Origin of the sequence: Mycolicibacterium novocastrense (assembly GCF_001570485.1) — a bacterium.
Taxonomy (GTDB): domain Bacteria; phylum Actinomycetota; class Actinomycetes; order Mycobacteriales; family Mycobacteriaceae; genus Mycobacterium; species Mycobacterium novocastrense.
In genome coordinates, this window is record NZ_BCTA01000002.1 from 1 (window position 1) to 21,878 (window position 21,878).

Here is a 21,878-nt window from a genome sequence, read left to right on the forward strand (position 1 = left end):
ACGCCCGGACCCATCCCGAACCCGGAAGCTAAGCCTGCCAGCGCCAATGATACTGCCCAACCCGGGCGGAAAAGTAGGACACCGCCGAACACAAATTAAGCCCTGTGGCCCCCATTTCGATTGGGGGCCACAGGCATTTGTACGGCACGACCCGTGTCCGGGCGCTTGCGAATTCGGATTGGGAGTTGGCGCCGGTGATCGAAATTTGTGGTGCCCCGGCAGCCGGTTCACTCGAACAAGGTCAACGCCGGCGAGACGCGACTCTTCTCCATGTCGAGTAGCGCCCGCTTCCTGTCGAGGCCGCCGCCGTATCCCGTGAGGCTGCCGTTGGCGCCGATGACCCGATGGCACGGCACGATGATGCCGATCGGGTTGTGTCCGTTGGCCAAACCCACCGCACGGAACGCACCGGCTGCGCCGATCTGGCGGGCGATCTCACCATACGAGCGGGTCTCACCATAGGGAATGGTCAGCAGTGCCGACCAGACCTTCCGCTGGAACGGCGTACCGACCAATTCGAGGTCCAAGTCGAATTCGGTGAGGTCACCGGCGAAGTAGGCCTCGAGCTGCCCGACAGCCTCGGGGAAGGCTTCATCGTCGGGTATCCAGCCTTCGCGACTGGGCTCATATGTCTGGTCGACCATCCGTAGGTGCCTCAACCGCCTATCCGTACCCGCCAACGTGAGCGGGCCAACGGGGCTGTCGACGACACGGTAGTGTAGGGCTTTCATCGCTTCTCCTTCGGCAGCCACCGTTCGTGTGGCATATGACCGCCGATGTTCGCCACGGGTCGTTGCCGAATCGGACAGGCTTGTCGTGGTCGACTCACCACCGCGGATCTCGTGCACTCTCTCACGATGGCACGTGTCCACCGATCGAGCTGGCGGAAATCCGACATCGTCGTCACGCCGGCTCGTGGAGTCACCGGGCGACGGTGTGGCGCCGCGATGAATTCTGCGGTCCGGTGCAGTCTGATCAGCGTGGGCAGACTCATCTATGGCTTCAACGTCTCGATAGACGGATACATCGCTGACGCGCACGGCAACATCGACTGGTCGACTCCGAGCGATGAACTGCATCAGTACTGGAACGACTTCGAGCGCGAGACCGCCTTGTCGTTCTACGGGCGGCGGCTCTACGAACTGATGTCCGCCTACTGGCCGACCGCCGACGAGGCCCCGGACGCCACCCCGTTGATCGTCGACTACGCCCGAGTCTGGCGCGATATGCCCAAAGTCGTGTTTTCGCGCACCCTGGAGTTCGTCGAATGGAACGCCCGACTGGAACGCGGCGACCCGGTCGAGGTCGTAAGGAAGCTGAAGGCCCAAACCGACGGCAATCTGGAGGTCGCCGGTGCCACGCTGGCCGCACCGATCGTGCAGGCCGGCTTGGTGGACGAGTATCGGCTCGTGGTGGCGCCCACCGCTGTCGGCGGCGGCACTCCGTTCTTTCCGACGCTGCCGGGACGGATCTCGTTGCAGTTGTTGGAGAACCGCACCTTCCCGTGCGGCACGGTCCTGCTGCGATACGGGGCCGAACGAGACGGATGAAGGACAACTCCGATCGGCGACACCCGTATCGCCACACGCGCCATCGCCCTGAAATCTGAAGTCGGCCAATCGAACACCCACCACTGACGTCCTGCGTGAGTGGCTAAACCGTTCGGTGCGGAGCTAGCCCGCGGCGACCGCATCCGGAGGAGGCCAGTCGTTGACCGCATGATCGAGCGCGGTCCACAGATGCTGCGTCACATACGACCGCCACGGTCGCCAACGGACGCTGTGTTCGGTGAGCGACCGCACATCAGCGGGCAGGCCCAGCTGCTCGGCCGCCACCCGTACGCCAAGGTCGGTCACCGGGAACGCGTCGGGGTCTCCCAACCCGCGCATGGCGATGATCTCCGCGGTCCACGGCCCGATTCCCGGCAACGTCTGCAGTTGCTCACGTGCGTTATTCCAATCGCAGCCCGCATCCAGCACCACGTCACCGTCGGCCAGCGCGCGGATCAGCGACGTCAGGGACCGTTGTCTGGATTTCGGAAATGCCAAATGGGCGGGGTCGATCTCGGCGAGATGCTCGACCGTTGGAAAGACATGCGTCAGACCACCGTTGGCATCGGCGATCGGTTGACCGTACGCGGACGCGAGGCGGCCGGCATGGGTTCGCGCCGCCTTTACCGACACCTGTTGGCCGAGTACCGCTCGCACGGCCAGTTCCTGTTCGTCGACGGTGCGGGGAATGCGCTGCCCCGGAGCCTTGGCGACCAGGGCGCTCAAGCCGGCGTCGGCGCAAAGCGCATCGATGACCGCTTCGGGGTCGGCATCGAGGTCGAGGAGCCGTCGGCAGCGGGCGATGGCCGTGGCGAGGTCGCGGAAATCCTCGAGTGCGACGCGGCACTGCACATGGTCCGGCTGCGGTGTGAGACAGACGATTCCGTTGCCGTTGGGCAATCGCAGTGTGCGCCGATAAGTGCCGTCGCGCACCTCTTCGACGCCCGGCACCGCACTGGCCGCCAAGTGGCCGAACAATCCCTCGTACGCAAACGGGGTGCGGACCGGCAGTCGCAGCGATATGGCTCCGACACCGTCGTCGTTGCGGCCCAGGCGTGTTCGCGCGCGCTGGCGGAGTGCGGTCGGAGGAAGGTCATACACCGTTCGGACGGTGTCGTTGAACTGACGGATGCTGGAGAAGCCTGATGCGAATGCGACGTCGCTGAAGGGCAATTCGGTGGTCTCGATGAGCACACGTGCCGTTTGCGAACGCTGTGCCCGCGCCAACGCGAGCGGATTGGCGCCGACCTCTGCCTGTAGGAGCCGCTCGACCTGGCGGGTCGTGTATCCGAGTCTGGCGGCCAGTCCGGTGACACCTTCGCGGTCGACGACGCCATCGGCGATCAGCCGCATGGCTCGCGCAACGACATCGCCACGGAAGTTCCACTCCGGTGAACCGGGGGAGGCGTCGGGTCGGCACCGCTTGCAGGCGCGAAATCCGGCCTTCTGGGCGGCCGCCGCGGTCGGATAGAACCGCATATTGCGGGCGTACGGCGGGCGGACCGGACAGCTCGGCCGGCAATAGATTCCGGTGGTGAGTACCGCGGTGACGAACCAACCGTCGAACCGGGCGTCCTTGGACTGGACGGACCGGTAGCAGCGGTCGAAATCGTCGTACATGTCTCTCACCTTTACACGGGACCACCGACAGAACTCGCGGAAAACCGACATGGTCGTCGGGGGCCGAAGTGGGTACCGGCCATGCGGTCGCGAAACGGGATGCTTGACGGTGGAGCCGCGCCCCCCTTACGTTGATTCAAATAGTCGAACATTCGAGAACCGACGGAGACCGATGACGGGCGCGCAGCGGGTCGCAATGATCACGGGGGCGGCTCGCGGGCAGGGCAGGGCCCACGCCGTGCGCCTGGCCGCCGACGGCATCGACGTGATCGCGGTCGACATCTGCGCCGATATCGAGACCATTCCTTACCCCATGGGTACACGGGACGAACTCGAGGAAACCTGCCGACTGGTGGAGAAGGCCGGGCAGCGGGCCAGCCTCCAGATCGCCGACGTCCGCGAATTCGACCAAGTCCGACAAGCCTTTTCGGCCGGTACCCATGACCTCGGCGTCGACTGCGCCGACATCGTGATCGCCAACGCCGGCGGGTGCGCCTACCCCGCCGACGTCGACGAGGCCCGCGCCTTCAAGGACGCGATCGACATCATGCTCGCCGGCGTATGGAACACCGTGAAGGCCACCACCCCAGCACTCGTCGAGGCCGGTCGTCCCGGATCGGTGGTACTGACGAGCTCCACGGCCGCAGTCAAGGGCTTCACCGGCGGTTGGGGCGGCCTCGACGGCTACACCGCCGCGAAGTCGGGCATCCTCGGTTTGATGCGGGTGTTCGCGAACACACTTGGGCCGCACAACATTCGCGTCAACGCCATACTGCCTACCGGTGTTGACTCCGGGATGACCCGCAACGAGGCGTTCTCCAGTTGGATCGCAACCGTCGCCGAGCGGCCACTGGCCAACCTTCGCAACCTTCTGCCGGACGTCAACATCCTTCAGCCCGAGGACATCGCCGACGCGGTGGCCTGGCTGGTCTCCGAGCGGGGCCGCTACATCACCGGCGTGTGCCTGCCCGTCGACGCCGGATTCTGCAACGTGTGAAGCGCGGCCCGACCCGCGGGCCCGTCACTGCCAGTCGACAAGGTTGTCGGCCAAGTCCGGCGCAACCTCGAAGATCGCTTGCGACGCAGTGGTCATGTGCTCACGCATGAGTTCGCGCGCCGCGTCCGGATCGCCGGCTTCGATGGCATCGGCGATGCGGATGTGGTCGAAGTGCAGGCGGGTTCTCGTCATGTCACTGAAGAGGTTGGCGCCACCTTGCGCGGTGCGGCTGGAGAAGATGTGGCTCACCGACTCGGTGAGAAGGTCGAGCGCCGGGTTCGGGCAGATGTCGCGGACCACGATGTGGAAGCGGCTGCCCGAGTCGACGTAGTCGTGGCTGGACAGATTCTGCTCGGTCACTCGGGCCATCCCGCGGCGGCTCTCCTCGACCATCTGCGCGACGAGGTGCGGATCGGCCGAGCCCTCACGAACTCGCAGTGCGGCCCGTTCGGCCGCCAGCGGCTCGAGATAGATCATTGACTCGTTGACGTCGCGCATCGTCGCGTGGGCCAGCTGCAGATGCATCGTCATCGTCTCGCCGAAGCGTTGCGGGCCGCGGTGGCCGACAACCGGACCGCCGCCGTTGCCCCGGCGGATCTCGACGATTCCCTGTAGTTCGAGCACCCGCAGGGCTTCGCGGATCGAGGCCCGGCCGACGCCGAACTCGGCGGCCATCGCCTGTTCGGTGGGAAGCGGGCTCCCGGCCGACAGCTGATCCAGTGCGATGCGCCGAACGATGTCCTGGGCGATACCCAACGAGAGCTTGCCGCGACGGATCCGGGCAACCAGCTCCTGACGGGGACCGTCGGCCCGCCAGTCGTCAACCGTCATCCCTCATACCGCCTTGCCCGCAAGAACGCGTGAATACTCGGACATTCAGCGTACTCGTCGCGGCTCGGAAAGCTTGTACGTAGTCCGAATATAGGTATATTTGAGCAGTCGCCGTCACGACGGACATGGACGCCGTCGACGCCGGCATCGGGAGGATGCCATGCCGCTACAGGAACAGCACCAGATCATCTCCGTCGACGACCATCTGGTGGAGCACCCCTGCGTGTGGGTGGATCGCCTGCCCACGCGGTGGCACGAGGACGCACCGCAGATCAGGGACGTCAACGGCAGCCAGTTGTGGCATTACAACGGCGAGCGGTTCCCCACCATCGGACTCAACGCCGTGGCCGGTAAACCTCGCGAGGAGTGGGGTGTGGACCCCGTGCGCTACGAGGACATGATCCCCGGGTGCTACGACCCCGCGATGCGGGTCAAGGACATGGACGTCGACGGCGTCCATGCCGCCCTGTGCTTCCCCTCATTTCCCGGTTTCGCGGGAAGCACGTTCTTTCGTGGCAAGGACAAAGAGCTTGCGCGGCTGTGTATTCAAGCGTGGAACGACTTCTACATCGACGAATGGTGCGCCACGGCGCCGGACCGGTACATCCCGCTGGGGATGGTGCCGTTCTGGGATATCGACGCGGCGGTGGCCGAAGCCGAACGCCTCGTCTCGAAGGGCGCGCGGACACTTTCGTTCCCCGACACCACATCGGTTTTCGGTCTCCCGTCATTCCACACCGATCACTGGGATCCGCTGTGGCAGCTGTGTTCGGACGCCGACCTTCCGGTGTCGCTGCACTTCGGTGCCGGCGGCTATGTGCCCGGCTTCTCGTTTTCCGGTGCGCCGTTCGCGCCCAAGACCATGAAAAGCAAGGCGGCCCCCTTCGCTGTGGCGATCGCCGTGTTCGCCACGAACTCCTGGTGGACGACGGTCGATCTGCTGTTGTCCGGCAAGCTCCAGCAGTTCCCGAACCTGAAGTTCTCCCTGGCCGAGGGAGGCATCGGCTGGGTTCCCTACATGCTCGAACGAACCGATTTCACCTGGGAACGGCACCGCTACTACCAGGACATCGACTTCGACGCCCGCCCCTCGGAGTTGTTCCACCAACACTTCTGGACCTGCTTCATCGATGACGACCACGGTGTGGAAAGCCGGCACAAGATCGGCGTCGACCGCATCATGCTGGAAAGCGATTTCCCGCACTCGGATTCCAACTGGCCGAACTGCCGTAAACGCGCCGCTGAAGCCCTGGCCGCCGTGCCCGACGACGAGGTGGCGATGATTGCCGAAACCAACGCGCGCAACCTGTTTCACTTTCCGCGTTCGGACTGAGCCGATACCACCGGGGTCAGGTGATGGCGCCGCCGATCTTCAGGTTCATGATCGTCTCATCGTCGTATCCGCACGCGCGGAGCAAATCGTCGGTGTGCTCCCCGTGTCCGGGTGCGGGGCGCAGATCTCCCGGCGCCTCGTCGAACTGGACGGGGGCGGGCACCAACGGCAACCGGGCGCCGTTGTCGTAGTTCACCATCGTGAAGAAGCCGTTGTCCCAAGCCTGCTGGTCGCTGAGCGTCTCGCGGGGTGACTGCACGACGCTCCACTGACCTTCCTGGCTGTCGAGCACAGTCTTCCAATGCTCCAGTGGTTCTTCGGCGAACAACTCGTCCAGGAGTGCGACGCAGCGCTCGATGTTCTTGCGCCGGCACGAGGCGGTCGCGAATTGCGGATCGTCGATCCACTCGGGCCGACCGACGGCGCGGCAGAATCCCGGCCAGTACCGGTCGGCTTCGAGCATGGCGAGGAAGACGAAACGGCCATCAGCGGTCCGGTATACGTTGGCCAGGGGATTGCCGGGACGGCGCCGGTCACCCTTGACCAGTTGGTCGCGATCGGTGACATAGCTGCCAGCGATGCTGGATTGCATGGCCCACAGGCCCGCCGACAACAGCGACGCATCGACGACCGCACCCTCACCCGTGCGCTCACGGTGATACAGCGCCCCACAGATGCCGCCCGCCAGGTTCAGTCCGGCCTAGATGTCTCCAACGGCCGGACCCGGCAGATTGATCGGGTAGTCGTAATCGGCCGGCATGGCCGCGGTCGCCAAACCTGCGCGCGCCCAGTAGGAAATACCGTCGATGCCGCCGCGGTCGGCGTCGGGACCCCGGACGCCGTGACCGGTTCCCCTGGCGTAGATGATGCGCGGGTTTCGTGCCCGGATGTGTTCGGCGTCGATGTGCAGGCGCTGGCGCGCCGGCCCCAGGAAGTTCGTCAGGAAGACATCGGCCTGGTCGACGAGCGCCATCAGCGCTTCGTACCCGTCTGGATGGGCGATGTCGATTCCCGCGCAACGCTTTCCGCGATTGAGCACCTCCCACAGCATGGTTACCCCGCCGTCGCTGGGCTTGACCCCGAACGCCGCCAGGCCGCGAATCGGGTCACCGGTCTCGGGATGCTCGACCTTGATCACGTCGGCTCCCCAGTCGGACAGCGCGCTGGCCGCCGCCGGTACGAAGCCGTACAGGGCCACCTCCAGCACCCGCACACCCTGCAGCACCTTGGTCACGTCAATCCCCTTCCGCGTTCTCGGTGATGGGCGCCCACTGCGGCAGCAGCGCTCCGCTGGTATCGGGGCGCGTGAAGAACCGCATGCGCTGCCCCTCGTACAGGGGCGGGGCCCCGTCGAGGTGCGCGATGAGTCGGACCGCGGGGTGTGCGGCGAGAGCGACCAGCACGACGGTGTATGGAACCGAGAACGCGCGATGGACCGGATGATGTACCACCGCCCAGGAATACACGGTCGCCTCACCGTCGACCTCGCGCCAGGCCAGGGTCTCCGAAGCGCACCGAGGGCACTGTGGCCGCGGAAGGTGGACCGGTTGATCGCATGCGTCACACCACTGGACCGCGAGTGTTCCGCGTTGTGCTGCTTGCCAGAATCCACCGGTGTCCGGGTCATCGACGACGGGGGAGGGTGCATCGGTCATGGAAGTCCTATCGGGCGGCGGTGAGCATCAGGGCGCCGGTGGCGGTCGGTAGTCCCGACGTCACCAGGCACACCTCGGCGCCGGGCACCTGACTGGTCGAATGCCCTCGGATCTGCCGCACTCCTTCGACCACGTGGTTGAGTCCGTGGATGTAACCCTCCGACAGGTTTCCGCCTGCCGTGTTGATGGGCAGGGTGCCTCCGGCGCGCAGTGCGCCGCCCGCGGCGAAATGACCGCCCTCACCCTTGGCGGCGAAGCCGTAATCCTCCAACTGAAGCAGCACGGTGATGGTGAAGCAGTCGTACAGCTGTGCGACGTCGACGTCGCTTGGTCCCAAACCGGCTCTGCGATAGAGGGTTTCGGCCGTCCGTCTCGACGGTTGCTCGACCAGGCTTTCTCGCATCAGCGCCGGGAAGACCAACCCGGGTTGTTGGTAGGCATCGGCGCCCTGGGCCACCGCGCGGATCGACACCGGCGTGGAGGCGGTATCGCGCGCCCGTTCGCTGGAGGTCACCACGACGGCGCACGCACCGTCTGTTTCCAGGCAGTAATCGTAGAGGCGCAGCGGTTCGGTCACCGGCCGCGAGCCCAGGTAGGCGGCCATGGTCATCGGCTTGCCGTGCATCTGCGCGGCGGGATTGGCGTTGGCGTGCTCGCGACAGGCGAGTGCGATCGCACCCAGATGCTCGGGCTCGGTGCCGAATTCGATCATGTGCCGACGGGCGATCAACGCGAACATCTGACCGGGGGCCATCAGACCGTAGGGCAGGAAGAACTCGTCGTACGAGCCGTTCCCGCCGACGGGTGCGTTCTGGCGCCGCCCCCGGCCGAAACGAGCGCCCGAACGCCCGTTGAGCGAGCGGAACACCAACACGGACCGCGCCAGCCCGGCGGCGATCGCGGCGCAAGCCTGCGCGACCATCCCGGCCGGGGCCGAACCCCCCGTGCCGGTCGATCCCCAGTAGGTCAACGAAGGCAGGCCCAGAATGTCGGCCACGTCGTTGTGGCGCACTGTGTCTTGTTCGCAACGCACGATGCCGTCGACGTCGGCCGGTGTCAGGCCCGCGTCGGCGATCGCGGCGGTACACGCCTGCGCGGCCAGCGCCAGTTCGGTGCGTCCGGACTTCCTGTTGAAATCGGTGGTGCCGATCCCGACGATCGCGCAGCGGTCACGCAACGGGTGCGTTGACGGCGCGGACATGAAAAGCACCCTAGCGTCAAACACCTCAAATATGACAGTATTCGGGCTTGTCCGCCGGACGTGGGCGCGGTTCGCGACGCACGCCGGTGGCAGGCACACACCCGGAGGTTGTAGATGACCGACACACTTGACGCCGCACGCGCCGGAGATCCCCATCGATCTGTACTCGGCGAAGTCGTTCAGCAACGGCCACCCCTTCGAGCAATACCGATGGCTGCGGGCCAATGCGCCCGTCTACAAGCACCCTGCCCCGGACGGCGGCTTCTTCTGGGCGGTGACGCGCAACGCCGATATCCGCCACATAGAGCACCATCCCGAGCTGTTCCAGTCCTCACCGTCGGTCGGCATCGTGGACGCGGAGATCGAGGTCGGGTTCCTGTCGATGGACGCACCACGACACGCACACTTTCGCAAAGTGATTGCGCCGCGCCTGATCCCGGCGCGGGTCAAGCACATGCTCCCGGACCTGCAGCGGTTGGCCTCCGGCATCGTCGACGAGGTGTCCGGTCTCGGCGAGTGCGACGTCGTCGAGCTGGCCGGTCAGATGGCCGGCTACACGGCGGCGGCCCTGCTGGGCATACCCCGCGAACACGGTCACCGCCTGCACGAGCTGTTCATGATCACGCACAGCTCCCCGGACATCGTGGGGGAGGAGGCGTTTCACGCGGCGTTCATCGAGATGGCGGGCATGGGCTTCGAGGCGTTCGCCGCGAAGAAGGCCAACCCTGCCGATGACGTGTTGAGCGCCTACGCGAACATGGAAGTCGACGGTCGCCCGATACCGACATGGAGTTCATCGGCAACTTCATACTTCTCACCGACGGCAGCCTCGACACGTCGCGCAACCTCATCTCGGGCGGGATGAAGCTGTTGTTCGATCATCCTGACGTCCGTCGACGTCTGGTCGAGGATCTCGACGCGCTCCTGCCCGGTGCGATCGAGGAGATGCTGCGTCTGCTCTCGCCGGTCGTCTACATCCGCCGCCTGGCCACCGAGGACACGGAGCTAGCCGGCCAGCCGATCGCCAAGGGGGATCGCGTGGTCATGTACTACGGCTCCGGCAATCGCGACGAGCGGGTCTACGACGACCCCGAAGCCTTCGACATCGACCGCAAACGCAGCGAGCACATCGCGTTCGGTGGCGGCGGCCCGCACTTCTGCGTCGGCTCGCATCTGGGCCGGGCGGAAGGCACGGTGATGATCCGTGAGTTGCTCACGCGCCTACCCGACATCGAGCAGGCCGGCCCGGAGACATGGGCGGCGACCAGTCTCACCTCCGGTCTGTCGTCCCTTCCAGTGCGGTTCACGCCGAGGTCCAGCTAACGGGCCGGTTGCGGCGTGCTAACGATTCGGGCCAGTTGGCCTTTGTCAGGTGCGCAGATGCCGATGTCGTGGTGTCGTGGAAGCAATGTCGAATCGAGGATGGTTTCTGATCGGTGCCGTGGCCGCATGCTCGGCCGCGGCCGCGTTCACCCTGCCGTCGGCCCTCGCGGCGCCGGCCAGCGACACCCGCGGCTACGTCGACTCGACCGCGCGGTGTGCGGCGCCCTACTCGGCGGTGGTGTTCGGCAGCACCGCCACGTCGCGCGTGGCGATCTGTGAGACACCCAACGGCGGTTACGAATACCGCGGAGTGCGGTTGCGCGACGGCGCAAAACTGATCAAAACCGCTGAGAAATCAGGCAACACGTTCACGGTCGACAACAACGGGATCACCTACACCCTCTCCGAGGAGTCGCTGATCCTCGCGGAAGGCTCACGCGTCATCCGCGACGAGGCAATGCTGGATTTCCACGAGGGCTCCGCGTCGAGCCCCGGGATGTCGCCGCCCGCGGCAAGTTCGGCACCCACCACATCGCAAAAGCCGCTGCCACCACCGCTGCCCGCGGAAGTGGGGCACGACGACAGCTGACAGAGCCGCGGCCTTTTGCAGTCGGCGGTTTCGGAGGTTAGGTTCCAGATAGTCGACGGAGGGTTCGCCCGATGATCAACCTCGTGGACGCCGTCGCACCGCCGACCTCACTGGTCGAGGCGCGACAACGGCTGTCCGGACTCGGCGCGACGATCGCCGACAGGTGGCCGAGCCCCGACCGCCCACTGGCGGATCCGCCGGCCGGCTCCGGGCTCGCACCGGTGATGGGCAACTACGGTGTGCCGTACCTCGGCCATGTCCTGGCCGCACTCGCCGACCCGCTCGAGTTCGCCCGCCGCCGTTACGCGAAGTACGGACCGGTGTCGTGGGCCGGCGGGGTCGGATTTCGCGTCGTCGCCCTGATGGGACCCGAAGCACTCGAGGCGGCATGGGTCAACCGGGACAAAGCGCTGTCGAGCACCCGGGGATGGCAACCGGTGATCGGGCCCTTCTTTCATCGCGGCATCATGCTGCTGGATTTCGAGGAACACCGCGACCACCGGCGCATCATGCAGCAGGCGTTCACGCGCACCGCGCTCAACACCTATCTCGCCGACACTGCCGACGGCATCGACCGCGCCCTGGCGACCTGGCGGCCCGCGCCCCGTTTTCCGATGTATCCGTCGATCAAGCAGCTGCTGCTGCAGCAGGCCGCCGAGGTGTTTGTCGGCACCGAAATCGGCGCGGTGTCCGACCAACTCATCCGAGACTTCCACGACACCGTGCACGGCGGTCAGGCCATCGTCCGCGCCGATGTGCCGGGCGGCACGTGGGCGCGCGGACTGCGGGCTCGAAAACGCCTCGAGCGCTACTTCGACAGGCAGATCTCCGACCGCCGTCGCGGCGACGGCACCGATTTGTTCTCGATGCTGTGCCGCAGCGAATCCGAGGATGGTCAACGCTTCACCGACGCCGACATCGTCAACCACATGATCTTCCTGCTGATGGCCGCTCACGACACCACCGCCATCGCCCTGGCCATGCTCGTCTACGAGCTGGGGCGAAACATCCGCTGGCAGAACACTCTTCGTGAAGAGGCCGTCGACCGCCCGATCGATCTGCCCACCCTCGACGACCTGGAAGGGTTTGCTTGGCTGGACGCGGCGTTCAAGGAAGTGCTGCGCATGTACGCCCCAGCGGGCACCCTGTTCCGCCAGGCGATTCGCGATACGGAGATCTGCGGGCACTACATACCGCGCAAGGCCCAGATCGCGATCAGCGTGCACGCCTCGATGCGGCTGCCCGACTGGTGGCCTGCCCCCGACACCTTCGACCCTTCGCGGTTCACCGATGCGGCCAACCGCGCCGCGGTCAACCGGTATGCGTTCGCCCCCTTCGGCGGCGGCGCCCACAAGTGCATCGGCCAACAGTTCGCCGACATGACGGTCAAGACGGTCATGCACAAGCTGTTGCGGCGCTTCCGCTGGAGCGTGCCCGACGGCTACCGCGTCCCGCTCACGTGGGGGACCGGACCCACGCCGGCCGACTCGCTGCCGATCGAGCTCGAAACGGTCGGTTGAGATTTCGGTCCTCCACGGTGGTGAGCGCCTACGGTCCGGACAGGGTCGTCATGGCGGTCGTCAGCGACTGCATCGTGCGGTCGCGCTCGTCGCCCATTCCGACCAGGGTGTCGACGATCAACGGTCCGAGTATCTGAGTCAGGCCATGGCCCTCGTGCCCGAAGAACCCGGCGACCTCCAGCAGCACCGCACCGTGGCTGATGCTCCACAGCCGCCCCGCGACGGCCGCCTCCCCGTCGTCGCGGATGCGCCCGGCCGCGATCATCCGACGCACGCCGGTCAGCAGTGCGTCGAACGACGCGGCCCACTCGCTTCGGGCGCTGGCGCTGCCGGTGGCGGTGAGATCGGCGTGGTACCTGTTCAATGACTCGGCCGCGGTGCCGAACATCATCTGGTAGCGCTGCGGGTTCTGCAGCGCGAATTGGCGGTAGCGCGCGCCCATCACGAAGAAGTCGGCGACCGGGTCCTCGGTCGGTGTGACCTGGGTCAGGGCCCGCGTGAAGCGGAGGAACGACTCGCCGGCGATCGCGTCGATCAAACCCGACATGCCCCCGAAGTGGGTGTACACCGCCATCGTCGATGTTCCGGTCTCGGCGGCGAGGTTGCGCGCGCTTAGCGCGGCCAGGCCGTCGCGCTCGAGGATGCGGATGCCGGCCTCGACCAGCTGTTCCCGAGCGGTGCTCACCCTTGCCATAGTGCCATAACGGTGTTATACAGAGGGGGTCATAACACTGTTATAGGGATGTCCGATGACGAACCGTTACCTCGAAGGCGCCTTCGCGCCGATCCACGACGAGCACACGCTGACCGACCTCGACGTCACCGGGACGATTCCCGAGCACCTCGACGGCCGTTATCTGCGCAACGGCCCGAACCCGATCGGAGAGCTCGACCCCCAGCTGTACCACTGGTTCATCGGAGACGGGATGGTGCACGGGATCCGGATTCGCGACGGCAGGGCGGAGTGGTATCGCAACCGGTGGGTCCGAGGTCCGCAGACCGCGCGGGCTCTGGGAGAGCAGCCGCCAAAGGGGCACTTTCCGATCTCGGGAATCGGCGCCAACACCAACGTCATCGGACATGCCGGTAAGACGATCGCGCTGATCGAGTCCGGCGTCACCAACGTCGAACTCACCGACGAGCTCGACACCGTCGGTGCCTGTGATTTCGACGGGACGCTGACCGGTGGCTACACCGCCCATCCCAAGCGCGACCCGGACAGCGGTGAGTTGCACGCCGTCTCCTACAGCATGTACCGCGGCAACACGGTGCAGTACTCGGTGATCGATGCCGACGGGCGCGCGCGGCGCACGGTCGACATCGAGGTGGCGGGAAGCCCGATGATGCACGACTTCTCGCTGACCGAGAACCACGTCGTGTTCTACGACCTGCCGGTGACGTTCGACACCGGTATGGCGGTCCAGATGACGGTTCCGCGCGGTCTTCGTTCCGTGTCCCGGCTGGTGTTGTCGGCTCTCATCGGCCGGGTACGCATTCCCGACCCGATCAGCGCGCGGCAACCGCGGGGTCAGACAACCGATCGCCGGTTCCCGTACTCGTGGAACCCTCGGTATCCGGCGCGGGTCGGCGTGATGCCACGCGAGGGCGGCAATGCCGATGTGCGCTGGTTCGACGTCGAGCCCTGCTACGTGTTCCATCCGATGAACGCCTACGACGACGGCGACACCATCGTGCTCGACGTGGTGCGTCACCCGAAGATGTTCGACACCAACCAGCTTGGACCCGACGAGGGGCCCCCGACGCTCGACCGCTGGACGGTCGACCTCGCCGACGGGAAGGTCCGCGAATCGCGCATCGACGATCGCGGTCAGGAGTTTCCCCGTGTCGACGAACGCCGCGTCGGCAGGCGGCACCGCTACGGGTATGCGCCCAGCGTCGGCGAGGGCGAGGCCGCCGACGTCCTGCTCAAGCACGATCTCGTCGGCGGCAGAACCCAATCGCGGTCGTTCGGTGACGGAAAAGTGCTCGGGGAGTTCGTCTTCGAGCCCTCGTCACCGGACGCGGCCGAGGACGACGGCGTGTTGATGGGCTATGTCTACGACCGCCGGACCGACCGCAGTGAGCTGGCACTACTCGATGCGCAGACCTTGGAAGACGTCGCGACCATCCGGCTACCGCACCGCGTTCCCGCGGGGTTCCACGGAAACTGGGTACCGGCCTAGGATTGCGCCATGGCCGAACTGGTGCAGTCGCTCCTGGACCAGATTCGGGAGCGCCATGCCGACAACGACGAAGGGGCGCTGGCCGACTACATCCCCGAGCTGAGACGCGTGGACCCGAAGGGATTCGGCCTGTCGTTGTCGATGGCCGATGGCTATGTCTATGAATCCGGTGACACGGCAATCGAGTTCACCATCCAGTCGATATCGAAGCCGTTCACCTACGCGCTCGCGCTCGAGCGCATGGGCATGGACGCCGTCGACGCCAAGATCGGCGTTGAACCCTCCGGCGAGGCGTTCAACCAGATCAGCGTCGACGAAACCACCAAAACGCCGAAGAATCCGATGATCAACGCCGGTGCGATCGCCGCCGCCTCGCTGATACCCGGCGCCACGGCCGACGAGCGGTTCAACCAGATTCACGAGTTCTATTCGGCTTTTGCGGGCCGCGAGCTCGCAATCGATCACGACGTCTACGGTTCAGAGCAGGCCACCGGTAGTCGCAACCGCGCGATCGCCTACATGCTGCAGAGCTTCGGCGTACTCGACGGCGATCCCGACGAGACTCTCGACGTCTACTTCCGGCAGTGCTCGATCAAGGTGACGAGCAGCGATCTGGCCGTCATGGCCGCCACGCTCGCCCGCGGTGGCGTCGAGCCGGTGGCTGGGCGGCGTGTGGCCAGTGCGGCGGTCGTGCAACGCACGCTGAGCGTGATGGTCACGTGCGGGATGTACGACGCGGCAGGGGATTGGGCGAGTGCCGTCGGCATGCCCGCCAAGAGCGGTGTCGGCGGCGGCATCGCGGCCGTGCTGCCCGGGCAGCTCGGAATCGGTGTCTACTCACCGCGGTTGGACGCCAAAGGCAACAGCGTGCGAGGGACCGAAGTGTGTCGCAGCATGTCTGCGGAGCTCGGCCTGCACTTCCTCGCGCACACCCGGGAATCCCGGTCCACGATCCGCAACGCGTACGACGTCGAACCGGGTGTGCGGGTTTTCGAACTGCACGGCGACCTGTTGTTCGCCGGTGCCGAGCAGGTGCTGCGCAGGGTCTATCGCGAGCGCGACGCATTCGACGTCGCGATTCTGGAACTGTCACGGGTCGACGACATCGACGACGCGGCGCGCCGCATGTTCGCGGGCATGCGCGAATCGCTCGTCGCGGCCGGCAAGGAGGGCTACGTGGTCGACCCCGACCGGGTCCTGACGGCGAGCCACACCGCGGGCTTCGATGCCAGGGTGTACGGCACACTCGAGGATGCGCTGAGCGCTACGGCGCACCTCGGCTCGGGTGATTCAGGCGGGTAGGGCCAACCTCGTCGGCTCGTCGTGCCCCCGCAACGTCACCTCATCACCCAATCGCCAGTGGGCACACTCGGTTTCGCTAGCGCCGCGCAGCGCGTCGGCGCTGGCGAGAATGTGTCCGGGAGTCTCCTTGGCCAGTTCGCACAGCCGTGCCGCCTCGTTGACGGGCTCGCCGATGACGGTGTACTCGAAACGTTCCCGGGCGCCGACATTGCCGGCCACCGCCTCGCCGGCGGCCACCCCGATGCCGGCGTCGAACTCGGGCACCTCCTCGTGGATGCGCCGCGCGATCGCCCTCGCGGCGGCCAGCGCCGAATCCTCCGGGTTCTCCAGGCGCACCGGCGCCCCGAACACCGCGAGTGCGCCGTCGCCCTCGAACTTGTTGACGAAGCCGTGGTGACGATCCACCTCCTCGACGACCACGGCGAAGAACCGGTTGAGGAGGTCGACGACCTCGGTCGCGCGCTTGGCCGTGACCAGCTTCGTCGACCCGATGATGTCGACGAAGATCACTGCGACGTGACGTTCCTCGCCGCCGAGCTTGGGTCGCTGCTTCTCCGCCTCGGCGGCGACCTCCCGGCCGACATGGCGTCCGAAGATGTCCCGCAGGCGCTCGCGTTCCTTGAGCCCCTGCACCATCGAGTTGAACCCCCGCTGTAGCTCGCCGAGTTCGGTGCCGTCGAAAACGACGAGATTGCAGTCCAGGTCGCCCTCCTCGACGTGCTTGAGAGCCGTTCGCACGACGCGTACCGGGGTGGCGATGAGCCACGACAGCAGCCACATCAGGGTGAGCCCGAAGGCGAGGGCGATCACCGCGATGATCATCACGGCCACCGCGAATTGGGTGGCGGTGAGGTTCCGCAGCGCCAGGGCGAACACCGCAAGTAGAAGGATGCCCAGCACCGGCACCCCGGAACTGAGCAGCCAGACCGTCATCGTTCGCCCCATGACACCGTGCGCCAACCGCCGCGGCGGGCGACCGGCCTCGAGTGCTTGAGCGGCGATCGGGCGCAGCGCGAACTCGGTGATCATGTAGCAGGCGGTCGCCACCACGATGCCGGGAAAGCCCACCGCGAGCAGGAACCGCGGAATGAACGCCGGGTCCTGCATGCCGTACAGCACGGTCAGCAGCACCGTGCCGATGCCCCACAGCAGGAGAAGCTTCTTGGCCACCCGCCACGGCGCCAGGAACACGTTTCGCTGGTCCTCGCGGGTGGGTGCCCGCTCCTCGATCGCCCACCGCAGCGAGCCAACGGTGCGCGACGTGATCCAGGTCGTGCCAAAGATGAGCGCGACCACCATGTAGGCCGGAACCACGCCCCAGGTCAGCCAGGCCGGTGCGTCGGTGAAGACGCTGGGAACCGGGATGGCGACCCCGTTGAGCAGCAGCGAGACCGCGATGCCGAGGATGTTGGTGAACAGTATGAAGAACGTCAGGATCACCTGGATGCGGACGCGTCGGCGCGCCTGACTCTCCTGGGGCTTTCCGAGTAACCACGATCCGTATTCGGGGGTGCCCAACCGCCCACTCTGGCGGGTCACCGTCTCCAGGACGCGACCCAGCCGATGTGCGACGCTCCTGTTGGCGGTCATCGTCCCCTCAGCCTAAATCGCCGGGCGGCCGCCTAAGGTGGTCGGGTGCGTCTCGTGATCGCCCAGTGCACTGTCGACTACGTCGGACGCCTGACCGCACACCTGCCTTCGGCGCGGCGGCTGCTGCTGATCAAGGCGGATGGTTCGGTGAGCGTGCACGCCGACGACCGTGCCTACAAACCGCTGAACTGGATGACCCCGCCGTGTCGCCTCACCGAGGACACCTCCGGCCCGACGCCCGTGTGGGTGGTCGAGAACAAGGCCGGTGAGCAGCTGCGGATCACCGTCGAAGACATCGAACACGACTCGAGCCACGAACTCGGCGTCGATCCCGGCCTGGTCAAGGACGGTGTCGAGGCCCATCTGCAGGAGCTGCTGGCCGAGCATGTCGAATTGCTGGGCGCGGGTTACACGTTGGTGCGGCGCGAGTACATGACCGCGATCGGCCCGGTCGACCTGCTGTGTCGCGACCCGAACGGCGGTTCGGTCGCGGTCGAGATCAAACGCCGCGGCGAGATCGACGGGGTCGAGCAGCTCACCCGCTATCTCGAACTGCTCAACCGCGACAGCCTGTTGGCCCCGGTCGCCGGCGTCTTCGCCGCACAGCAGATCAAGCCGCAGGCCCGCACGCTGGCCACCGACCGCGGTATCCGCTGCGTCACGTTGGACTACGACAAGATGCGCGGTATGGACAGCGACGAGTTCCGGCTGTTCTGATGGCCCGCAAGCGGTCTCGTCGGCGTTCCGAGCGTCCGCCACCGCCGCTGTCTTCGTCCCGCCGTGTCGAGACGGGGCCCGACGGCTACGACTACGAGGTGCGTCCGATAGCCGCCGCGCGTGCCACCAAGACGTACCGGTGTCCGGGGTGTGATCACGAAATCCGGCCCGGGACAGCACATGTCGTGGTGCTTCCGGCCGATATGGGGGAGCGGGCGGCCGAGGACCGTCGGCACTGGCACACGCCGTGCTGGACGCACCGCGCCACGCGCGGACCGACCCGCAGGTGGTCCTAGTGACCGCCGTCAGTGCTTGTCGGAGGCCGGCTCGACGAGCTCGACGAGGACCCCGCCGGCGTCCTTGGGATGAATGAAGTTGATCCGCGAGTTCGCGGTGCCGCGACGTGGGGCGTCGTAGAGCAGCCGAACGCCGTCGGCGCGCAGGCGCTCGCTGAGCGCGTCGATGTCGCTGACGCGGTAGGCCAGTTGCTGAAGACCCGGGCCGCGCTTGTCGATGAACTTGGCGATGGTCGAGGTCTCGTCCAGCGGCGCCATCAACTGAATCTGCGCGCTGCCGACCGGGGCGCCACGCACCGAGAGCATCGCCTCGCGCACACCCTGGTCCTCGTTGATCTCCTCGTGAAGGACGATCATGCCGAGGTGATCGTGGTACCACTTGATCGCGGCGTCGAGGTCCGGAACGGCGATCCCCACGTGATCGATCGCCGTCACGAGTGCGCTGGCGAGCGCTGGACGTGCGTCTACGTGTTCGGTGGTCATAACGTAACGGTAACCTTGAGACAGATGTTTGCGGAATGTGTCATGGAACACACATCGCTATACCCACTTTTTGGAGGTAGTAAATGACCACGTCGGTGATCGTTGCCGGGGCCCGTACACCCGTCGGCAAGCTGATGGGCTCGCTGAAGGACTTCTCCGGCAGCGATCTCGGCGCGATCGCGATCAAGGGGGCGCTGGAGAAGGCCAAGGTCCCCGCCTCCGCCGTCGAGTACGTGATCATGGGCCAGGTCCTCACCGCGGGCGCCGGGCAGATGCCAGCCCGGCAGGCGGCCGTCGCGGCGGGCATCGGCTGGGACGTGCCCTCGCTGACCATCAACAAGATGTGCCTGTCGGGTATCGACGCGATCGCGCTGGCCGACCAGTTGATCCGCGCGGGCGAGTTCGACGTCGTCGTGGCCGGCGGCCAGGAATCGATGACCCAGGCGCCGCACCTGCTGATGAACAGTCGGGCGGGTTACAAATACGGCGACGTCACCGTGCTCGACCACATGGCCTACGACGGTCTGCACGACGTGTTCACCGACCAGCCGATGGGCGCGCTCACCGAGCAGCGCAACGAGGTCGACCAGTTCACCCGCGCCGAGCAGGACGAGTTCGCGGCCCGTTCCCACCAGAAGGCCGCTGCTGCTTGGAAAGACGGCGTCTACGCCGATGAGGTGGTGCCGGTGCAGATCCCGCAGCGCAAGGGCGACCCCCTGGAGTTCTCCGAGGACGAAGGCATCCGCGCCAACACCACCGTCGAATCGCTGGCCGGTCTGAAGCCGGCATTCCGCAAGGACGGGACCATCACCGCCGGGTCGGCCTCGCAGATCTCCGACGGTGCGTGCGCCGTCGTCGTGATGAACAAGGCCAAGGCCGAGGAACTAGGGCTGTCGTGGCTGTGTGAGATCGGCGCGCACGGTGTCGTCGCCGGCCCGGACTCCACGCTGCAGTCGCAACCGGCCAACGCCATCAAGAAGGCGGTTGCGCGCGAGGGCATTTCGGTCGATCAGCTCGACGTCATCGAGATCAACGAGGCGTTCTCCGCGGTCGCGCTGGCCTCGACGAAGGAACTCGGAGTCGATCCGGACAAGGTCAACGTCAACGGCGGTGCGATCGCCATCGGACACCCGATCGGGATGTCGGGCGCCCGCATCACGCTGCACGCCGCACTCGAGCTGGCCAAGGGTGGTTCCGGTTACGCGGTGGCGGCGCTGTGCGGTGCGGGCGGTCAGGGTGATGCACTGATCCTGCGCGCGCGCTGAGGGTCTACGACGGCGTGTAGTAATCGACGCGTGTTTCGGGCACAATGGCGGCCATGACTCGCCTGCTGAACCAGCGCACCGTCTCGGGATGGTTTCGTTTCGTCGCCCTGCTCGAGGCGGTGAGCTGGGTCGGACTGCTGATCGGGATGTACTTCAAGTACCTCGGCGCCCCGCGCACCGAGATCGGCGTCAAGGTCTTCGGGCCCGCCCACGGCGCCGTCTTCGTGGCGTTCGTCGCACTGGGGCTGCTGGCGGCCGTGATGTTCAGGTGGGGGACCGGTACGTGGTTGCTGGGGATCGTTGCGAGCATCGTGCCGCTCGGCAGCGTGGTCTTCCTCATATGGGTGGAGCGCACCGGCCGGTTGGGAGCGGAGTCCGTCGTCGCGCCCATCGCGCAACCGGGGCAGCCGGTTGCCGAAACGACGTGACAAACTTATGGGCGTGAGTCGTCCACGCCCTTCCATCGCGGCCTCGATGGCCGGTGCGGTTGATCTGTCCGCCCTCAAGCAGCGCCCCTCGACCGGCGACGGCGAATCGTCGGCCCCGTCCGGTGGAGTCGAAGTCACCGAGGCGAACCTCGAAGCCGAGGTGCTGGTCCGGTCCAGCCAGGTTCCCGTCGTGGTGCTGCTCTGGTCACCGCGCAGCGACGCCAGCGTCCAATTGGGCGATGCCCTCGGCCAACTGGCCGCAGCCGACGGCGGTAAGTGGTCGTTGGCCACGGTCAACGTCGACGTCGTGCCCCGTGTCGCGCAGATGTTCGGTGTGCAGGCGATCCCGACCGTGGTCGCGCTGGCCGCCGGCCAACCCCTGTCGAGTTTCCAGGGCATGCAGCCCCCCGAGCAGTTGCGCCGGTGGATCGATTCGCTGCTGAACGCGGTCGCGGGCAAGTTGCCCGGCGGTGCTGAGGAGGGGGAGCCCGAACAGGTCGATCCCGAGCTCGCGCAGGCGCGTTCGCACCTGGACGCCGGCGACTTCGACGCCGCGCGCACCGCATACCAGGCGATCCTCGACGCCAACCCCGGTCACGCCGAGGCCAAGGGCGCCGTGCGCCAAATCGATTTCCTGCAGCGCGCCACTTCCCGGACGCCCGACGCGATCGCCGCCGCCGACGCGGACCGCGGCGATATCGAGCTGGCGTTCGCCGCCGCCGACGTCGAGGTCCTTCAGCAGAACGTCGCCGCGGCCTTTGACCGGCTCATCGATCTCGTCAAGCGGACGTCGGGCGACGATCGCACCACCGTGCGTACTCGCCTCATCGAGCTGTTCGATCTGTTCGATCCGGCCGACCCCGAGGTCATCGCGGGCCGGCGCAAGTTGGCCAACGCGCTGTACTAGGCGCCCGGCTCTAGTGTGCGCACAGATCGACAATCGCCCCGAATCCGGCCGAAACGACGATCTGAGCGCACACTAGAGCGCCCCGGCA

At 66.4% G+C, this 21,878-nt stretch carries 22 protein-coding genes, 1 rRNA gene and 1 pseudogene; 15 read left to right on the plus strand and 9 right to left on the minus strand.

Annotation, left to right across the window (positions count from 1 at the left end):
• Positions 1 to 90, plus strand: a 5S ribosomal RNA gene (rrf, locus tag RMCN_RS00145); the annotation flags it as partial.
• Positions 91 to 227: 137 nt separating this feature from the next.
• Here the strand turns inward: rrf and RMCN_RS00150 are convergent.
• Entirely contained in the window at positions 228 to 731 is a 504-nt protein-coding gene (locus RMCN_RS00150; RefSeq protein WP_067386865.1) for a methylated-DNA--[protein]-cysteine S-methyltransferase, read from the minus strand.
• Positions 732 to 980: 249 nt separating this feature from the next.
• Between RMCN_RS00150 and RMCN_RS00155 the strand changes: the two genes are divergently transcribed.
• Complete coding sequence (locus RMCN_RS00155; protein WP_067386867.1) at positions 981 to 1,550, plus strand: dihydrofolate reductase family protein; 570 nt, start codon at positions 981 to 983, stop codon at positions 1,548 to 1,550.
• Positions 1,551 to 1,673: 123 nt separating this feature from the next.
• Here RMCN_RS00155 and RMCN_RS00160 read toward each other — a convergent pair whose 3' ends face one another.
• Positions 1,674 to 3,170: a DNA-3-methyladenine glycosylase 2 family protein gene (locus tag RMCN_RS00160; RefSeq protein ID WP_067386373.1), complete on the minus strand. Its 1,497-nt coding sequence runs from the start codon at positions 3,168 to 3,170 to the stop codon at positions 1,674 to 1,676.
• Positions 3,171 to 3,342: 172 nt separating this feature from the next.
• On the opposite strand from RMCN_RS00160, the gene RMCN_RS00165 reads away from it, so the two are divergent.
• On the plus strand, positions 3,343 to 4,167 hold the full coding sequence (locus RMCN_RS00165) for a mycofactocin-coupled SDR family oxidoreductase (protein WP_067386375.1): 825 nt from the start codon (positions 3,343 to 3,345) through the stop codon (positions 4,165 to 4,167).
• A gap of 24 nt (positions 4,168 to 4,191) precedes the next feature.
• On the opposite strand, the gene RMCN_RS00170 is transcribed toward RMCN_RS00165, so the two are convergent.
• Positions 4,192 to 4,998, minus strand: coding sequence for a FadR/GntR family transcriptional regulator (locus tag RMCN_RS00170; RefSeq protein ID WP_064412850.1), 807 nt, complete (start codon positions 4,996 to 4,998; stop codon positions 4,192 to 4,194).
• Positions 4,999 to 5,158: 160 nt separating this feature from the next.
• Here RMCN_RS00170 and RMCN_RS00175 point away from each other — a divergent pair, with 160 nt between their 5' ends.
• Positions 5,159 to 6,331, plus strand: coding sequence for an amidohydrolase family protein (locus RMCN_RS00175; RefSeq protein ID WP_067386378.1), 1,173 nt, complete (start codon positions 5,159 to 5,161; stop codon positions 6,329 to 6,331).
• A 16-nt stretch (positions 6,332 to 6,347) separates the two neighbouring features.
• Here RMCN_RS00175 and RMCN_RS00180 read toward each other — a convergent pair.
• From RMCN_RS00180 to RMCN_RS00190, 3 genes and pseudogenes are all read right to left on the minus strand, one after another.
• Positions 6,348 to 7,565 (minus strand): annotated as a pseudogene (locus RMCN_RS00180) (CaiB/BaiF CoA transferase family protein).
• Between the two features lies 1 nt (position 7,566).
• Positions 7,567 to 7,986 carry a Zn-ribbon domain-containing OB-fold protein gene (locus RMCN_RS00185; protein WP_067386379.1) on the minus strand — a complete coding sequence of 140 codons (420 nt, stop codon included), beginning with the start codon at positions 7,984 to 7,986 and terminating at the stop codon, positions 7,567 to 7,569.
• A 7-nt stretch (positions 7,987 to 7,993) separates the two neighbouring features.
• Positions 7,994 to 9,187: a thiolase C-terminal domain-containing protein gene (locus RMCN_RS00190; protein ID WP_067386381.1), complete on the minus strand. Its 1,194-nt coding sequence runs from the start codon at positions 9,185 to 9,187 to the stop codon at positions 7,994 to 7,996.
• A 127-nt stretch (positions 9,188 to 9,314) separates the two neighbouring features.
• Here RMCN_RS00190 and RMCN_RS00195 point away from each other — a divergent pair, with 127 nt between their 5' ends.
• The 4 genes from RMCN_RS00195 to RMCN_RS00210 all read left to right on the plus strand — a co-directional run bounded on the left by RMCN_RS00195 (position 9,315) and on the right by RMCN_RS00210 (position 12,619).
• A complete protein-coding gene (locus tag RMCN_RS00195) occupies positions 9,315 to 10,052 on the plus strand; it encodes a cytochrome P450 family protein (RefSeq protein ID WP_084376996.1) in 738 nt (245 codons plus the stop codon).
• On the plus strand, positions 9,974 to 10,510 hold the full coding sequence (locus RMCN_RS00200; RefSeq protein WP_084376998.1) for a cytochrome P450: 537 nt from the start codon (positions 9,974 to 9,976) through the stop codon (positions 10,508 to 10,510). Before RMCN_RS00195 ends, RMCN_RS00200 begins: the two co-directional genes overlap by 79 nt.
• Before the next feature lie 85 nt (positions 10,511 to 10,595).
• Complete coding sequence (locus RMCN_RS00205) at positions 10,596 to 11,099, plus strand: hypothetical protein (protein ID WP_067386383.1); 504 nt, start codon at positions 10,596 to 10,598, stop codon at positions 11,097 to 11,099.
• 71 nt (positions 11,100 to 11,170) lie between these two features.
• Complete coding sequence (locus RMCN_RS00210; RefSeq protein WP_067386385.1) at positions 11,171 to 12,619, plus strand: cytochrome P450; 1,449 nt, start codon at positions 11,171 to 11,173, stop codon at positions 12,617 to 12,619.
• Between the two features lie 28 nt (positions 12,620 to 12,647).
• Here the strand turns inward: RMCN_RS00210 and RMCN_RS00215 are convergent, their stop codons facing one another.
• Entirely contained in the window at positions 12,648 to 13,304 is a 657-nt protein-coding gene (locus RMCN_RS00215) for a TetR/AcrR family transcriptional regulator (RefSeq protein WP_234787525.1), read from the minus strand.
• Positions 13,305 to 13,368: 64 nt separating this feature from the next.
• Between RMCN_RS00215 and RMCN_RS00220 the strand changes: the two genes are divergently transcribed.
• On the plus strand, positions 13,369 to 14,802 hold the full coding sequence (locus tag RMCN_RS00220; protein ID WP_067386389.1) for a carotenoid oxygenase family protein: 1,434 nt from the start codon (positions 13,369 to 13,371) through the stop codon (positions 14,800 to 14,802).
• Positions 14,803 to 14,811: 9 nt separating this feature from the next.
• Positions 14,812 to 16,104: a glutaminase A gene (gene glsA / locus RMCN_RS00225; RefSeq protein WP_067386391.1), complete on the plus strand. Its 1,293-nt coding sequence runs from the start codon at positions 14,812 to 14,814 to the stop codon at positions 16,102 to 16,104.
• On the opposite strand, the gene RMCN_RS00230 is transcribed toward glsA, so the two are convergent.
• Entirely contained in the window at positions 16,093 to 17,694 is a 1,602-nt protein-coding gene (locus RMCN_RS00230) for an adenylate/guanylate cyclase domain-containing protein (RefSeq protein ID WP_067386396.1), read from the minus strand. The genes glsA and RMCN_RS00230 overlap by 12 nt on opposite strands.
• Positions 17,695 to 17,739: 45 nt before the next feature.
• Between RMCN_RS00230 and nucS the strand changes: the two genes are divergently transcribed.
• Both nucS and RMCN_RS31310 read left to right on the plus strand, forming a co-directional pair.
• Positions 17,740 to 18,411, plus strand: a complete 672-nt coding sequence (gene nucS / locus RMCN_RS00235; RefSeq protein ID WP_067386398.1) for an endonuclease NucS — start codon at positions 17,740 to 17,742, stop codon at positions 18,409 to 18,411.
• Entirely contained in the window at positions 18,411 to 18,707 is a 297-nt protein-coding gene (locus RMCN_RS31310) for an Rv1322 family protein (RefSeq protein WP_084376999.1), read from the plus strand. The genes nucS and RMCN_RS31310 overlap by 1 nt, the downstream gene beginning before the upstream one ends.
• Positions 18,708 to 18,716: 9 nt before the next feature.
• On the opposite strand, the gene mce is transcribed toward RMCN_RS31310, so the two are convergent.
• A complete protein-coding gene (gene mce / locus RMCN_RS00245; RefSeq protein ID WP_064412961.1) occupies positions 18,717 to 19,190 on the minus strand; it encodes a methylmalonyl-CoA epimerase in 474 nt (157 codons plus the stop codon).
• Positions 19,191 to 19,273: 83 nt separating this feature from the next.
• On the opposite strand from mce, the gene RMCN_RS00250 reads away from it, so the two are divergent.
• The 3 genes from RMCN_RS00250 to RMCN_RS00260 are packed head-to-tail and all read left to right on the plus strand — an operon-like array spanning position 19,274 to position 21,790.
• Complete coding sequence (locus RMCN_RS00250; protein ID WP_067386400.1) at positions 19,274 to 20,455, plus strand: acetyl-CoA C-acetyltransferase; 1,182 nt, start codon at positions 19,274 to 19,276, stop codon at positions 20,453 to 20,455.
• A 44-nt stretch (positions 20,456 to 20,499) separates the two neighbouring features.
• Positions 20,500 to 20,883 carry a DUF3817 domain-containing protein gene (locus tag RMCN_RS00255; RefSeq protein ID WP_067386403.1) on the plus strand — a complete coding sequence of 128 codons (384 nt, stop codon included), beginning with the start codon at positions 20,500 to 20,502 and terminating at the stop codon, positions 20,881 to 20,883.
• Between the two features lie 13 nt (positions 20,884 to 20,896).
• A complete protein-coding gene (locus RMCN_RS00260; protein ID WP_201028777.1) occupies positions 20,897 to 21,790 on the plus strand; it encodes a tetratricopeptide repeat protein in 894 nt (297 codons plus the stop codon).
• Positions 21,791 to 21,878: the final 88 nt, after the last annotated feature.

What these genes read in the sequence shown, in the direction of transcription:
- RMCN_RS00150 (WP_067386865.1), bottom strand. Translation starts at nt 731, where the DNA reads ATGAAAGCCCTACACTACCGTGTCGTCGACAGCCCCGTTGGCCCGCTC.
- RMCN_RS00160 (WP_067386373.1), bottom strand. Translation starts at nt 3,170, where the DNA reads ATGTACGACGATTTCGACCGCTGCTACCGGTCCGTCCAGTCCAAGGAC.
- RMCN_RS00255 (WP_067386403.1), top strand. Translation starts at nt 20,500, where the DNA reads ATGGCGGCCATGACTCGCCTGCTGAACCAGCGCACCGTCTCGGGATGG.
- glsA (WP_067386391.1), top strand. Translation starts at nt 14,812, where the DNA reads ATGGCCGAACTGGTGCAGTCGCTCCTGGACCAGATTCGGGAGCGCCAT.
- RMCN_RS00185 (WP_067386379.1), bottom strand. Translation starts at nt 7,986, where the DNA reads ATGACCGATGCACCCTCCCCCGTCGTCGATGACCCGGACACCGGTGGA.
- RMCN_RS00170 (WP_064412850.1), bottom strand. Translation starts at nt 4,998, where the DNA reads ATGACGGTTGACGACTGGCGGGCCGACGGTCCCCGTCAGGAGCTGGTT.
- mce (WP_064412961.1), bottom strand. Translation starts at nt 19,190, where the DNA reads ATGACCACCGAACACGTAGACGCACGTCCAGCGCTCGCCAGCGCACTC.
- RMCN_RS31310 (WP_084376999.1), top strand. Translation starts at nt 18,411, where the DNA reads ATGGCCCGCAAGCGGTCTCGTCGGCGTTCCGAGCGTCCGCCACCGCCG.
- RMCN_RS00175 (WP_067386378.1), top strand. Translation starts at nt 5,159, where the DNA reads ATGCCGCTACAGGAACAGCACCAGATCATCTCCGTCGACGACCATCTG.
- RMCN_RS00210 (WP_067386385.1), top strand. Translation starts at nt 11,171, where the DNA reads ATGATCAACCTCGTGGACGCCGTCGCACCGCCGACCTCACTGGTCGAG.
- RMCN_RS00230 (WP_067386396.1), bottom strand. Translation starts at nt 17,694, where the DNA reads ATGACCGCCAACAGGAGCGTCGCACATCGGCTGGGTCGCGTCCTGGAG.
- RMCN_RS00250 (WP_067386400.1), top strand. Translation starts at nt 19,274, where the DNA reads ATGACCACGTCGGTGATCGTTGCCGGGGCCCGTACACCCGTCGGCAAG.
- RMCN_RS00220 (WP_067386389.1), top strand. Translation starts at nt 13,369, where the DNA reads ATGACGAACCGTTACCTCGAAGGCGCCTTCGCGCCGATCCACGACGAG.
- RMCN_RS00165 (WP_067386375.1), top strand. Translation starts at nt 3,343, where the DNA reads ATGACGGGCGCGCAGCGGGTCGCAATGATCACGGGGGCGGCTCGCGGG.
- RMCN_RS00200 (WP_084376998.1), top strand. Translation starts at nt 9,974, where the DNA reads ATGGAGTTCATCGGCAACTTCATACTTCTCACCGACGGCAGCCTCGAC.
- RMCN_RS00205 (WP_067386383.1), top strand. Translation starts at nt 10,596, where the DNA reads ATGTCGAATCGAGGATGGTTTCTGATCGGTGCCGTGGCCGCATGCTCG.
- RMCN_RS00190 (WP_067386381.1), bottom strand. Translation starts at nt 9,187, where the DNA reads ATGTCCGCGCCGTCAACGCACCCGTTGCGTGACCGCTGCGCGATCGTC.